This is a genomic window from Streptomyces sp. NPDC026062 (assembly GCF_055568375.1).
On the sequence record NZ_JBVHOQ010000039.1, the window covers coordinates 36834 to 50220 of the forward strand.

General features: G+C 71.5%; 10 protein-coding genes. 6 read left to right on the forward strand and 4 right to left on the reverse strand.

Annotated elements, in window-relative coordinates; translation table 11 throughout:
• Positions 1-141 precede the first annotated feature (141 nt).
• Positions 142-567, forward strand: a complete 426-nt coding sequence (locus ACZ4LX_RS29360; protein ID WP_467641803.1) for an aggregation-promoting factor C-terminal-like domain-containing protein — start codon at positions 142-144, stop codon at positions 565-567.
• A 245-nt stretch (positions 568-812) separates the two neighbouring features.
• Here the strand turns inward: ACZ4LX_RS29360 and ACZ4LX_RS29365 are convergent, their stop codons facing one another.
• Positions 813-1982 (reverse strand): steroid 3-ketoacyl-CoA thiolase, encoded by a 1170-nt coding sequence (locus ACZ4LX_RS29365; RefSeq protein WP_467641806.1) that lies wholly within the window; start codon positions 1980-1982, stop codon positions 813-815.
• Between the two features lie 316 nt (positions 1983-2298).
• On the opposite strand from ACZ4LX_RS29365, the gene ACZ4LX_RS29370 reads away from it, so the two are divergent.
• Positions 2299-3546 (forward strand): cytochrome P450, encoded by a 1248-nt coding sequence (locus tag ACZ4LX_RS29370; protein WP_467641809.1) that lies wholly within the window; start codon positions 2299-2301, stop codon positions 3544-3546.
• A 319-nt stretch (positions 3547-3865) separates the two neighbouring features.
• Here the strand turns inward: ACZ4LX_RS29370 and ACZ4LX_RS29375 are convergent, their stop codons facing one another.
• A complete protein-coding gene (locus tag ACZ4LX_RS29375) occupies positions 3866-5878 on the reverse strand; it encodes a bifunctional glycosyltransferase 87/phosphatase PAP2 family protein (protein WP_467642198.1) in 2013 nt (670 codons plus the stop codon).
• A 378-nt stretch (positions 5879-6256) separates the two neighbouring features.
• Here ACZ4LX_RS29375 and ACZ4LX_RS29380 point away from each other — a divergent pair, with 378 nt between their 5' ends.
• Positions 6257-7354, forward strand: coding sequence for a DUF2330 domain-containing protein (locus tag ACZ4LX_RS29380; protein WP_467641812.1), 1098 nt, complete (start codon positions 6257-6259; stop codon positions 7352-7354).
• 173 nt (positions 7355-7527) lie between these two features.
• Complete coding sequence (locus tag ACZ4LX_RS29385; protein ID WP_467641815.1) at positions 7528-8004, forward strand: GNAT family N-acetyltransferase; 477 nt, start codon at positions 7528-7530, stop codon at positions 8002-8004.
• Between the two features lie 112 nt (positions 8005-8116).
• Here the strand turns inward: ACZ4LX_RS29385 and ACZ4LX_RS29390 are convergent, their stop codons facing one another.
• Positions 8117-10183, reverse strand: coding sequence for an MDR family MFS transporter (locus ACZ4LX_RS29390; RefSeq protein WP_467641818.1), 2067 nt, complete (start codon positions 10181-10183; stop codon positions 8117-8119).
• Positions 10184-10319: 136 nt separating this feature from the next.
• Between ACZ4LX_RS29390 and ACZ4LX_RS29395 the strand changes: the two genes are divergently transcribed.
• Together ACZ4LX_RS29395 and ACZ4LX_RS29400 are read left to right on the forward strand one after the other, a co-directional pair.
• Complete coding sequence (locus ACZ4LX_RS29395) at positions 10320-11531, forward strand: peptidoglycan-binding domain-containing protein (protein ID WP_467641820.1); 1212 nt, start codon at positions 10320-10322, stop codon at positions 11529-11531.
• A gap of 178 nt (positions 11532-11709) precedes the next feature.
• Positions 11710-12369 (forward strand): HAD-IA family hydrolase, encoded by a 660-nt coding sequence (locus tag ACZ4LX_RS29400; RefSeq protein WP_467641823.1) that lies wholly within the window; start codon positions 11710-11712, stop codon positions 12367-12369.
• A gap of 129 nt (positions 12370-12498) precedes the next feature.
• Here ACZ4LX_RS29400 and ACZ4LX_RS29405 read toward each other — a convergent pair whose 3' ends face one another.
• Positions 12499-13257, reverse strand: coding sequence for an ABC transporter permease (locus ACZ4LX_RS29405; protein WP_467641826.1), 759 nt, complete (start codon positions 13255-13257; stop codon positions 12499-12501).
• Positions 13258-13387: the final 130 nt, after the last annotated feature.

A 13387-nucleotide genomic window follows, 5' to 3' on the forward strand; every position in this document is an offset into this window, starting at 1 on the left:
TGGTTGAACGGCGCGGCTAACACTGGACACGTCGCCGAGCACCGCAGCGTCCACCGGATCGGACAGCGGTCAACGCGCAACGGTTCACGCAGGATTCGGACCGGAGCACGCGACTCCCCCGTACCCGACGTTAGGTTCCCTGTGTCGTTCGCCCGTAACATCCTCGCCCGTCGCAAGTCCGCCGTCGCCGGTGCAGCGCTGCTGCTCGGTGCGTCCGGTGTGGCTCTGGGCGTCTCCCCGGCCATGGCGGCCACGTCCGCCGCGCCGACGTCCGCTGCCGCGAGTGCGCAGGACACGGCGAGGCAGATGATCGGTGACGACGCTCAGTTCCAGTGCTTCAGCAACATCGTCAGCCACGAGAGCGGCTGGAACCCGAGCGCGACCAACGCCTCCTCCGGCGCCTACGGCCTGGTCCAGGCCCTGCCCGGTTCGAAGATGGCTTCCGCCGGCTCCGACTGGCAGACCAACCCCACCACCCAGATCAAGTGGGGCCTGGACTACATGGACTCCCGTTACGGCAGCCCGTGCGGCGCCTGGACCTTCTGGCAGGCCAACAGCTGGTACTGAGTCCACCCGGACCCGGACCGCTGACACCGAGGACCCCCGACCGCGTTCGTTCGCGGCCGGGGGTCCTCGGCGCTTTCCGGCCACCACCGGGAGGAAGCGGCTGCGGCCGGGAGCCGGCTGTGTCTGCCGCGACCGGGAGGCGGGTGCGCCTTGCGGGTGCGCGTGCGGCTGCGGCTGCGGCTGCGGCTGCGGCGAGTCGTGGCTGCGGCCGGGAGCCGGCGGGTGCGGCGCGACCGGCCGTCGGCCTACAGCCGCTGAATGATCGTGCCGGTCGCCAGCGCGCCGCCCGCACACATCGTGATCAGCGCGAACTCCTTGTCCCTGCGCTCCAGTTCATGCAGGGCCGTGGTGATCAGCCGGGCTCCGGTGGCGCCCACCGGGTGGCCGAGGGCGATCGCGCCGCCGTTCACATTGACCTTCGACAGATCCTGGTCGAAGACCTGTGTCCAGCTCAGCACCACGGACGCGAAGGCCTCGTTGATCTCCACGATGTCGATGTCCTTGAGCGACATCCCGGCCTTGCCGAGCACCGCACGGGTCGCGTCGACGGGCCCGTCGAGGTGGAAGTGCGGGTCGGAGCCGACCAGCGCCTGGGCGACGATCCGGGCCCTCGGCTTGAGCTTGAGGGCCCGTGCCATCCGCTTGGACGCCCACATGATCGCGCAGGCTCCGTCGGATATCTGTGAGGCGTTGCCTGCCGTGTGCACGGCGGTGGGCATGACGGGCTTGAGCCGGGCGAGCCCCTCCATCGTGGTGTCACGCAGCCCCTCGTCACGGTCGACGAGCCGCCACATGCCCTGGCCGGCGGCCTGTTCGGCCTCGGTGGTGGGCACCTGGACGGCGTACGTCTCCCGTTTGAAGCGTTCCTCGGCCCAGGCGACGGCCGCCCGCTCCTGCGAGATCAGGCCGAGCGAGTCGACGTTCTCCCGGGTGAGGCCGCGTTTGCGGGCGATGCGCTCGGCGGCCTCGAACTGGTTGGGCAGGTCGACGTTCCACTCGTCGGGCCAGGGCTTGCCCGGCCCGTGCTTGGAGCCGCTGCCCAGCGGTACGCGCGACATGGCCTCGACACCACAGCTGATGCCGACGTCGATCACACCGGCCGCGACCATGTTGGCGACCATGTGGGAGGCCTGCTGCGAGGAGCCGCACTGACAGTCCACGGTCGTCGCGGCGGTCTCGTACGGAAGTCCCACGGTGAGCCAGGCGTTGCGCGCGGGGTTCATGGACTGTTCGCCGGCGTGGGTGACGGTGCCGCCGACGATCTGTTCGACGCAGTCGGCGTGGATGCCGGTCCGGCCGAGAAGTTCACGGTAGGTCTCACCCAGCAGATAGGCGGGGTGCAGATTGGCGAGCGCGCCTCCACGCTTGCCGATGGGGGTGCGTACGGCTTCGACGATGACGGGTTCCGCGGCCATGAGCTCGTCCTCTCCTCGCACTTCCGCGGAGGCGTCCCGGCGCCCACGGAAGGAACTAGTACGCGTTCTAGTTCTGCAAGCAGTCTTATGAGGCTTACCCACGGTACGCAAGGGTCTTGCACGCACCTTGCCCAGCCTTCACCGCCAACACCCGCCGGAAGAAGGCCGGTTCACCGATGCTTCACGCAACAGATCCAGCCATGCCCCTTGTCAGTTGTAGAACTCGTTACTACCTTGCGGGCAACATCTGATGGATCGTCAGACACTACTCGGACGGCCCTCGGACCGACCTGGAGTTCTTGACCTGGAGCTGCCGATGCCCTGCCCCCATCTGCCCGAAGGGTTCGACTTCACCGATCCCGACCTGCTCCATGCCCGGGTACCCCACCCGGAGTTCACCCTCATGCGGGAGACGGCGCCGGTCTGGTGGTGCACCCAGCCCGCCGGGATCTCCGGCTTCGACGACTCGGGCTACTGGGTCGTCACCCGGCACGCGGACGTCAAGTACGTCTCGACCCATCCCGAGCTTTTCTCGTCGAACACCAACACCGCCGTCATCCGCTTCAACGAGACGATCAGCCGGGACCAGATCGACGTCCAGAAGCTGATCATGCTGAACATGGACCCGCCCGAGCACACCCGGGTCCGCCAGATCGTCCAGCGCGGCTTCACCCCCCGCGCCATCCGGTCCCTGGAGGAGGCGCTGCGCAACCGGGCGCGCTCCATCGTCGAGACGGCCCTCGCCGGGGCCGGCGACGACGGCTCGTTCGACTTCGTCACCAACATCGCCGTGGAACTGCCGCTTCAGGCCATCGCCGAGCTCATCGGCGTACCACAGGAGGACCGGGCCCGGATCTTCGACTGGTCGAACAAGATGGCCTCGTACGACGATCCGGAGTACGCGATCACCGAGGAGATCGGCGCCGAGGCGGCGATGGAGCTCATCTCCTACTCGATGAACCTCGCGGCGGCCCGCAAGGAGTGCCCGGCCAAGGACATCGTCTCGACGCTGGTCGCCGCCGAGGGCGAGGGCAACCTCTCCTCCGACGAGTTCGGCTTCTTCGTGATCCTGCTCGCCGTGGCCGGCAACGAGACCACCCGTAACGCCATCAGCCACGGCATGCACGCGTTCCTGACCCACCCCGAGCAGTGGGAGCTCTACAAGCGCGAGCGGCCGGAGACGACCGCCGAGGAGATCGTCCGCTGGGCGACGCCCGTCGTCTCCTTCCAGCGGACCGCCACCCAGGACCTGGAACTGGGCGGTCAGCAGATCAAGAAGGGCGACCGGGTGGGGATGTTCTACTCTTCCGCCAACAACGACCCCGAGGTGTTCGAGAACCCGGAGCGGTTCGACATCTCCCGCGACCCGAACCCGCATCTCGGTTTCGGGGGCGGCGGTCCGCACTTCTGCCTGGGCAAGTCCCTGGCCGTGATGGAGATCAACCTGATCTTCAACGCGATCGCGGACGCCCTTCCGGACCTGCGGCTGGTCGGTGATCCGCGGCGGCTGCGGTCGGCCTGGCTCAACGGCATCAAGCAGCTCCAGGTGAGTACGTCCACCTGAGCGTCACCCTCGTACCCCTGCCCGCATGGCGGTCAGGGGTACGGGGATCATGACGGCCACGCACGCGCCGCTCTCCGGTTTCGTCCGCGCTCGCCCGCACGAGTGGGGTGGCCTCCGCGGTGGTGCCGATGGTGACGCCGTCCTTCGCCGCCCGGGCGCTGGGGCCGTCCCACTGATCCGTTGAAGTGGCGGGCCCCGCCGGACGGGCGGATCCTGGGAGGGCGACGATCCACATGCGAAGGGGTGCCGGACGTTTTCGCGTCCGGCACCCCTTCGATGTCTGTCCGTCGGCCTTCGTCCGTCGCCGGACACTCCGTCGTCAGACGGCCCCGGTGACGTGCCCGACCGGTTTCGCCGGCGCCGTCGCCCCCGTACCGTCCCCCGGCCCCTCCCCGCCGGCCGTGGCCCTCGGCTTCTCGCCACCGTCCGCGGCCCCGGGCCTCTCCCCCGGTTCCCGCAGCCTGCGCGGGCCGCAGAGTACGTAGGTCAGGCCGAAGCCGAGGGCGACCACCGCTGCCCCGCCGACCGCGTCGAGCACCCAGTGGTTGCCGGTCGCGACGATCGTCGAGACCGTGAACAGCGGGTGCAGCACCCCCAGCGCCTTCATCCAGATCTTCGGGGCGAGCATCACGATCACCACCCCGCACCACAGGGACCAGCCGAAGTGCAGCGAGGGCATCGCCGCGTACTGGTTGGTCACGCCGGTCAGCGTGCCGTAGTCGGGCTTCGCGAAGTCCTGGACACCGTGGACCGTGTCGATGAAGCCGAGTCCGGGCATCAGCCTCGGCGGAGCCAGCGGGTAGAGCCAGAAGCCGACCAGGGCGAGCAGCGTGGCGAAGCCGATGGAGCTGCGGACCCAGCGGTAGTCCGCGGGGCGGCGTACGTACAGCACACCGAGGATGCTCAGCGGCACGACGAAGTGGAACGTCGAGTAGTAGTAGTCGAAGAAGTCCCGCAGCCAGCCGATCTCGACGACGGCGTGGTTGACCCAGTGCTCGATGTCGATGTGCAGCCACTGTTCGATCGAGTGGATCTGCTGCCCGTGATGCTCGGCGGTGGCACGGCCCGCCGTCGCGGCCAGCCTGACCTGCTGGTACGCGGAGTAGACGACCCTGATCAGCAGAAGTTCCAGCAGCAGGTTCGGCCGGGTGAGCACCCGCCGCCACAGCGGCAGCAGCGGCACCCGGCTCCAGCGGGCGGCGACCGGCGAAGCGTGGTCGGTGGGAATCGGCTGCTGCCAGTGCGGCGAGGTGCGCGGCAGGAACGGGGCGATGCACGCTGCCGCGAGCGCGGCGATCAGCAGCACGTTGTCGCGGACCGGGAACATCGCCTCGATGTTCGGCAGCAGCATGGTGCCCGGCAGGGTGACGACGAGGATCACGACGGCCGGCCACACCAGCCGGTCGGAGGCCCGTTTGCCGACCCGGCCGACCACGGCGAGCAGCACCCACAGCAGCTGGTGCTGCCAGGCGGTGGGCGCCACGGCGACACTGACGCAGCCGGTGACGGCCACGGCGAGGAGCAGCTGGCCGTCGCGCGCGTACCGTGCGGCGCGTCGCAGCCCGAGGAAGCAGACGGCCGCGGCGAGCACCACGAAGAGGGCGATCTCCAGCGGGCCCTCCAGACCGAGCCGGAGCAGCGCACCGTGCATCGACTGATTGGCGAGGCTGTCCGCCTGGTCGCCGAGCCCCGCGCCCGCGACATGGTGCACCCAGTACGTCCACGAGTCGTGCGGCATCGCGGCCCAGGCCAGCGCCGTGCAGACGGCGAAGGCCGCGCCGCCGGTCAGGGCGGCCCGGCGTCTGCCGGTCAGCCGGAGCAGGACGGCGAAGAGCAGTACGGTCGGCTGGAGCGCGGCCGCGATCCCGATGAGTACGCCCGAGGCGCGTTCGCTCCGGACCGCGAAGCAGCCGACGAGGACCAGGAGGACCGGCAGGATGCTGGTCTGGCCCAGGTGGAGGGCGTTGCGCACCGGCAGCGAGACCATCAGCAGGCTGATGGTGACGGGGGCGGCGAGCAGGGCCGTGCGGCGGCCGACGGGGGCGGGCAGGGCGCGCGCCGCGACGACGCCGAGCGCGGCGACGAGCAGCAGGGAACCGAAGGTCCAGGCGACGCCGAGGCTCTGTTCGGCCGTGCGGGTCAGCGGCTTGAGCACGAGGCCGGCGAAGGGAGTGCCGGTGAACCGGTCGGTGTCGTACAGCGAGCCCGTCACATGAAGCACACCGTTCTCACCGATCCAGGTCTCCAGATCGGTGAGGCGTTCACCGGGCGGCTTCCGCAGCACCACCGCCATCTGCCGCACGGCCAATGCGGCCACGACCAGCCAGAGCACGGCGCGGGCAGCCCCGGTCCTCGCTCCCGTCGCCGCGTCTGTGCGCACACTGTGCTCCGCGTTCGCCACGTTGCGCCGACCCTCCCAACGTTTGGTGCCGGTTCTCTGTCCGGCATGCTGTGAAACCTTCGCATTGCCCTATGAGGTAGACACAATCACCCCCTCTTCACCTGACTGTCATCCCGCTTTTATCCGAAAGAATGCTCGGCTGTGCAGTGCGGACAGGCCGGGACGGCCGGAACCGGTGGGGCCACCCGCACGTCTGAGCCCCTGATCGGTGACTACGGGGGAGGAACACGGGACATGCGGTGGACGGGGAGAAATCGAGAGGTGCGGTCTCGGCCGCGCGGGTGGGCACTCCGTGCGCTGTCCCTGGTCATGCTGGTGTTCGCGGCCCAACTCGGCTCGTTGATCGCACCGGCGTACGCGTGCGGCTGCGGGGCGATGGTCGTGCACCGCGACTCCCGGGTGTCGGTCGACCGGGAGACGTCCGTCGTCGGCTGGGACGGCAGCACCGAACAGATTGTGATGCGCCTCACCGTGCGCGGGAACGCCCCCGAGGCCGCCTGGATCATGCCCGTGCCGCACCGGGCCTCGGTCGAGCTCGGTGACACCTCGCTCTTCTCCGAGCTCGACACCCTGACCGCACCGGTGACCGCCACCCGCCACTACTTCTGGCCACGTGCGAAGGACTGGCCGTTCGGTGGTTCGCACCACGGGTCGGGGGACAGCGCCGCCGCTCCCTCGGCCGCGGCGCCGGTCGAGGTGGTGGGCCGGGAGCGGCTCGGCCCGTTCGACGTGGCCCGGCTGGCCGCGACCGACCCGGCCGCCCTTGAGGACTGGCTGAAGGAGAACGGCTTCGAGCTGCCGGACCGGCTCGCCGCGGCCCTGCGCCCGTACGTCGAGCAGAAATGGGAGTACGTGGCCGTGCGCCTGGCCCCCGAGGAGTCCGGCGGCCCGCTGAGCGGCGAGCTCGATCCGCTGCGGCTGCGTTTCGCGAGCGACCGGCTGGTCTACCCGATGCGCCTGTCCCGGCTGGCCGCGACGCCGCAGTCCCTGGGTCTGTACGTGCTCGCCGCGCACCGCATGGAGCCGAGCGGCACCATCGGCGGGCTGCCGCCCGTGGTGAGGTACGCGGGCCGGGTGGACACCGGCCAGGAGGAGGGCGCGTACGGGGCGCTGGACGCGCTGACCGGCGGGAAGCCGGTGTATGTCACGGCGATCGACCAGTCGTTCCCCCGGCCGGCGCTGATCGACGGGGACCACGAACTGCGGGCGGCCGCCTCGGACACCCCGTACCGGACCACGTACTACCGGGACAGGCTGCTGACGGTGGGCGGCTTCCCGGCCTGGGTGCTGACGCTGCTCGGTGCGGCAGTGGTGGTGGCCGCGGCCCTGCTGCTGGTGCTGCGGGCGCGGGGGAGGCGGCCGGTGACACCGCCGCCGCCGGTGACCGTGCCACCGCCGCTGAGGTGAGAACGGGTTCTCCGCCGATGCCGGAACCGGGCTCTTCCCGGGCCGGCGGCCTGGACATGCGTACGTCGGGTGAGGCGCGGGACGGTACTCCTCGCGGCGTCCGCGCCTCCGGTGGGCACCAGCGGCACCGAAATCGTTTCTCCCCGCGGCAGGGCGCACACCAGAATGACGCGATGACCTGGACCATGAGCCCCGAACGCTTCGACTCCCCGGACGCCTCCCTGCTGCGCCGGGACTACTACGCCGAGGTGGCCGGCCGTTACTGGGACCGCCCCGCGACCGCGGCGGAGATCGACGACGGGCTCACCGACGACGGCGCCGAGCGCCTCGTCCCGCCGACCGGCGAGTTCGTCGTCGGCCGCTTCCGGGGTGGTGCGGCGGCGTGCGCCGGGCTGCTCGTGACGGACGCGGACACGGCGGAGCTGACCCGGGTCTACGTACGCCCCGAGGCACGCGGCACGGGCGGTGGCGGGCTGCTGCTCGCGGCGGTCGAGGACCTGGCGCGCGCCTTCGGCGTGCGGCGGCTCCGGCTCGACACCCGTGCCGACCTCGTCGAGGCGCGCGGACTGTACGCGAAGCACGGCTACCGCGAGGTCCCGGCCTTCCACCACCGCGCCTACGCCGAGCACTGGTTCGCCAAGGAGCTGTAGGCGTAGCGCGAGGCCCGGGCGGGGCGCCCGTACGGGACACCGGGGCAGAACGCCCGGGCGGGGCGGCGAGGGAGGACTCGGGCAGGACGCTCAGGAGGCTCGGGCAGGACGCTCAGACGGGACGCTCGTGCGGGTGTCCGGCCGCGTGGTCCCGCTTGGGCTCCGGGCTGTGCGGGCGCTCCTTGCTCGACCCGCTGGTCTCCGCCGTCAGTTCCGACACCAGGGCGACCAGGTCGGTCGGCCGGTCCGGACCCCACCAGTCGCCCAGCAGCTCGGCCAGGGATTCCTCACGGGCCTGCGCGAGCTTCACGACGGCTTCGGCGCCCGGTTCGGTGAGCACCATCTGCACCCCCACCCGGCGGGCCAGACCGCGCTCCTCCAGCTGGCGGGCGGCGTCGCTGATCACCCGCAGCGGTACGGGGGCGACATCGGCGAGCCGGGCCGGTTCGACGGTGCCGTGCCGTTTGATGCGCAGCAGCATCCAGCTGGCGGCCGGCAGGAGGTCGTAGCCGGCCCGCTCGGTGATCTTCTCGTAGACCTCGCGGCGGCCCTCTCGGGTGGCGAGGACGGAGAGGGCGCGCGCGCATTCGTCGTACGAGGACCGCTCGACCGGGTTCGAGGCCAGCGTCTCGGTGGAATCGGGGGCGGTCACCGAGCCGCGCAGCTTGTCCTCCTTGAGCAGCCACGCGAAGAGGAAGGCGATCAGGACGACGGGGGCGGCGTACAGGAACACATCCGTGATGGACGTCGAATACGCGTGGAGCACGGGCTGCTGGAGCGAGGGCGGCAGCTGGCCGATGGCGCGCGGGTCGGCGGCCAGCCCCTCGGCGCTGACCCCGGGCGGCAGCGGCCGGCCGGTGAGCGCCGCGCCGAGCTTGTCGGTGAGCCGGTTGGTGAAGATGGTGCCGAAGATCGCGACACCGAACGAGGCGCCGATGGAACGGAAGAAGGTCGCGCCCGAGGTGGCCACGCCGAGGTCCTGGTACGAGACCGCGTTCTGCACGACCAGGACCAGGACCTGCATCACCAGGCCGAGGCCCGCACCGAAGACGAAGAAGTAGATGCTCATCTCCCAGGTGGGGCTGGTCTCCGTGAGCCGGTGCAGAAGCAGCAGGCCGATCGCGGTGAGACCGGTGCCGGCGATCGGGAAGACCTTCCAGCGGCCCGTACGGCTGACGATCTGGCCGGACACGGTCGAGGTGATGAGCAGACCGAACACCATGGGGAGCATGTGGACGCCGGACATCGTCGGCGTGATGCCGTGCACCACCTGGAGGAACGTCGGCAGATAGGTCATCGCGCCGAACATCGCGAAGCCGACGACGAAGCTGATCACCGCGACGAGGGCGAAGGTCCTGATCCGGAACAGTTTCAGCGGCAGGACCGGCTCGGCCGCGCGCCGTTCCACGTACACGAAGGCGATCAGCAGCACCACGCTGAGGGCGGCGAGGCCGATGATCTGCGCCGATCCCCAGGCCCAGGTGGTGCCGCCGAGCGAGGCGACGAGGACCAGGCAGGTGGCGACCGAGGCGATGAGGAAGGTGCCGAGGTAGTCGATGGTGTGCTTCGTCCGGCGGACCGGGATGTGCAGCACGGCGGCGATCACGGCCAGGGCGACGACACCGATGGGAAGGTTGACGTAGAAGACCCAGCGCCAGCTGAGGTGCTCGGTGAAGAGACCGCCGAGAAGGGGTCCGAGGACACTCGTCGCACCGAAGACCGCTCCGAACAGCCCCTGGTACTTGCCGCGTTCGCGCGGCGGGACGATATCGCCGACGATCGCCATCGAGAGCACCATCAGCCCGCCGCCGCCGAGCCCCTGAAGGGCGCGGAAGCCGATCAGCTGCGGCATGTTCTGGGCGATGCCGCAGAGGGCGGAGCCGATCAGGAAGATGACGATGGCGGTCTGGAAGAGCCTTTTGCGCCCGTACTGGTCACCGAGCTTGCCCCAGAGCGGGGTCGCGGCGGTCGATGCCAGCAGATAGGCCGTGACCACCCAGGACAGGTGCTCCAGACCACCGAGATCGCTGACGATGGTCGGCAGCGCGGTGGAGACGATGGTCTGGTCGAGTGCGGCGAGGAGCATGCCGAGAAGCAGCGCGCCGATGGCCACGAGGACCGACCGCGTGGAGCGGTCGGCGCCGGGGGCCGGGGCCGGAGGGCTCAACTGCTGGGCCATAGAACATCTCCTTGGATCCGCTACTCCCCCATCCTGTCCGTTGTGCACCGTTATGGCCTGCCGAGGGCCGCCATGATTGGGCTTCCTGGCGGCGGGCTGCATAATCGCAGGCAGTTCAAAGGGGAGGGGACCCACCATGACCGGACATATATGCCCGGAGTGCGGTACGGACAACAGACCGGGCACCGGCCCGCACTGCGCCTGCGCTCCCCGCGCGGCCCACGGTGGCACCGGACCGGGGCACGACACCGGGCAGCACGGCGTGACGGGACAAGGGCAAGGGCGGGAGCAGGGGCAGGGGGGCCACGGCGCGGCCTTCGCGGCGGAGCGGACCGGCTACGGCGCGGCCTTCGCGGCGGGGCAGGCGGGGCAGACCGCCGGCCGTCCCGACGACCTGGCACGCGCCGCCGAGCGGCAGCGCCTCACGGAACAGCACCACGCCGAGCGGTCGGCGGAAATGGCGGCGGCGGAAAACTTCAACCCGCTGCGCATCCGGCCGTACGTGACACTGGGCGGCGATGACGCGGTGGCGGCCGGCTCCGGCCCCGCCGAGGCGCACACGCCGGGCGGGCAGCAGGGGGACGCCGCGACGACGATGCCACTGTTCCTGGATCCGGCGGGACCGGGCCCGCTGCCGGACACGACGTCCCCGGACGGTGCGGCGGACCTCGCCGGCACCGCCCTCCTGACGGCCGGCCCGGACCCCGTGCAACCGCGCCGCCGCCGGCCCTTCGCGGCGCTGGTCGCGGGAGCGGCCGTGGTCACGGTGGTCGGCACGGCGGCCTTCGTGGGCGGGCTGTTCAACGGGGACAGGAGCCAGGAGGCCGACCTGGACCAGTCCCTGCCCTCCACGGTGGCCAGCCTCCCCGAGGACGGCATCGAGCCCCCGGCCTCCGCTCCGGCGTCCGCCTCCCCGTCGCCGTCCAGGCCGGCGTCCGGCTCCCCCTCCGCGTCGGCCTCGGCCTCGGCCTCCACGTCCGTGTCGCCGTCCCCGTCCGCCTCGGCGTCCGGCTCCGCGTCGGCGTCCCCGTCACGCTCGACGGCACCCTCGTCCCCGGCGGCCACGACGGGGAGCAGCAGCCCTCCGGCGCTGGCGCCGCCCCCCGAGCAGGGCGCGCCGACACTGCGGCCCGGCGACTCCGGTCCGGAGGTGGCCGAGTTGCAGCGCCGGCTCCAGGAGGCCTGGGTGCTGACCGGCCCCGTCGGCGACGCGTACACGGACCGGGTCGAGAACGCCGTGCACCAGTACCAGATATGGAGAAACATCGAGGGCGACCCCGAGGGGGTCTACGGGCCGAACACCCGGAGCGTGCTGGAGGCGGCCACGACGGGCGAGGGGCGCCACTGACCAGCGCGGAGGACCGGGCGCCGGCCGGGATTCGCTTTCCCGGCCACGTTTTTGTATCGTGATGGAACAAAGTGGCCTCCGCGCGCACACCCTGACCGGCGAGCGGGGGCCACTTGTTCTCCTCCCGCGCCGCCCGTACGTCCGCGGCGTTCGCTTCCCCCCGCTCTGGAGCCCGCCCATGCCGGCCGCCGTTCTCACCGCCCACGCGCTTCTCCTCGACATGGACGGAACGCTGGTCAACTCCGACGCCGTCGTGGAGCGCTGCTGGCGGCGCTGGGCGCTGCGGCAGGGACTGGACCCGGAAGAGGCCCTCAAGGTCGTCCACGGCCGGCAGGGCTACGCCACGATGGCGGTGCTCCTCCCGGACCGCCCGATGGAGCAGAACTACGCGGACAACCGGGTGATGCTCGCGGAGGAGACCGCCGACACCGAAGGCGTCGTCCCGATCGGCGGCGCCCCCGCGTTCATGGACGCGATCGCCGAGCTCCCGCACGCCCTGGTCACCTCGGCGGACCTGGCACTGGCCCGCGCCCGGATGACGGCGGCCGGACTGCGGATGCCGGACTTCAAGGTCACCGCCGAGAGCGTCGGCGCCAGCAAGCCGGACCCCGAGGGCTTCCTCAAGGGCGCGGCCGGGCTCGGCTTCGCACCGGCGGACTGCGTCGTCTTCGAGGACTCCGAGGCGGGCATCGCGGCCGGCCGGGCGGCAGGCATGCGCGTCGTGGGCGTCGGTCCGCGCGCGGCGGCGCTCTCCCCCGACGCCCACGTCGACGACCTCTCGCAGATCCGGGTGGAAGCGGCGGCGGACGGCTCGGTCGTGCTGCACATCAGCGCCTGACGGCCCCGGCTCCCGCGCAGCCGCCCACCCCCGCGCACAACCGCAGGGACACGACCGCAGGGACACCGGACCGCGGGAACGCAGGGACACGGGAGCGCAGGGATACGCGAACGCACCGCCGCAGCGGCGTCAGCGCACCGCGTCCGGCACCTCCGCCCGCTCCTCCGTCGGCTCGCGGTGCAGCCGCCCCCGCGCCACCAGTTCCAGCACGGTCGCGACGGCTGCCGCCTGTACGGCCATCAGGGCGACCAGCACAAACAGTTGTACGGCGCCCGCCTGCACCGGTGAGGCACCGCCCAGCAGCATGCCCACGAAGGCCCCCGGCAGCGTGACGAGCCCCACCGTCCGCGTCTGATCGAGCCCCGGCAGCAGCGCGTCCGACGCCGCGGGCCGGGCGATCTCCAGCCGTGCGTCGCGGTCCAGGAATCCGAGCGCCACCGCCGCCTCCACCTCACCCCGCCGCGTCGACAGCTCGTCCAGCGCCCGCCGGCCTCCGAGCACCGTCGCGGTCAGCGCGCCCCCGATGAGGATGCCCGTCACCGGGATCAGCGCGATGCCCCGGACCGGTACGAGCCCGGTGAGCAGCAGCACGGCGACCACCGGCGCGACCGCCACCCCGATCGGCACGGCCGCCCACCACCACGTGCGGTTTCGCGTGACGCGGCGCCCCGCCGTCCACACGGCCACGGCGTACATCAGCGCGATGAACGCGAACATCGGCGCAAGGGCGTGGACCACCCAGCCGATCAGCGAGGAGACCGCGGCCCGCAGCCCGGCCACGACGATCTCGCGCGACCGGCCGAGCGAGGCGAACCTGGCGACGGCGGCGGCTGCCGCGAGCAGCAGGGCCAGGACGACGCCCAGAGTGATGTTGACCGGAAGCAGCACGCGGCCACCCCAGGACCACGCGCGCCCGGACCGCGCACGTCCGAACCCCGCCACGAGGCGATTTCCACGCTGTGCGCCAAAGCCCTTCGCCACCCGTGGACCTGCCGCCCCCTCAGTTTCGTACGCCCGC

Coding starts and splice junctions, on each gene's coding strand:
- ACZ4LX_RS29385 (WP_467641815.1), top strand. CDS start 7,528: ATGACCTGGACCATGAGCCCCGAACGCTTCGACTCCCCGGACGCCTCC.
- ACZ4LX_RS29380 (WP_467641812.1), top strand. CDS start 6,257: ATGCTGGTGTTCGCGGCCCAACTCGGCTCGTTGATCGCACCGGCGTAC.
- ACZ4LX_RS29390 (WP_467641818.1), bottom strand. CDS start 10,183: ATGGCCCAGCAGTTGAGCCCTCCGGCCCCGGCCCCCGGCGCCGACCGC.
- ACZ4LX_RS29365 (WP_467641806.1), bottom strand. CDS start 1,982: ATGGCCGCGGAACCCGTCATCGTCGAAGCCGTACGCACCCCCATCGGC.
- ACZ4LX_RS29395 (WP_467641820.1), top strand. CDS start 10,320: ATGACCGGACATATATGCCCGGAGTGCGGTACGGACAACAGACCGGGC.
- ACZ4LX_RS29370 (WP_467641809.1), top strand. CDS start 2,299: ATGCCCTGCCCCCATCTGCCCGAAGGGTTCGACTTCACCGATCCCGAC.
- ACZ4LX_RS29400 (WP_467641823.1), top strand. CDS start 11,710: ATGCCGGCCGCCGTTCTCACCGCCCACGCGCTTCTCCTCGACATGGAC.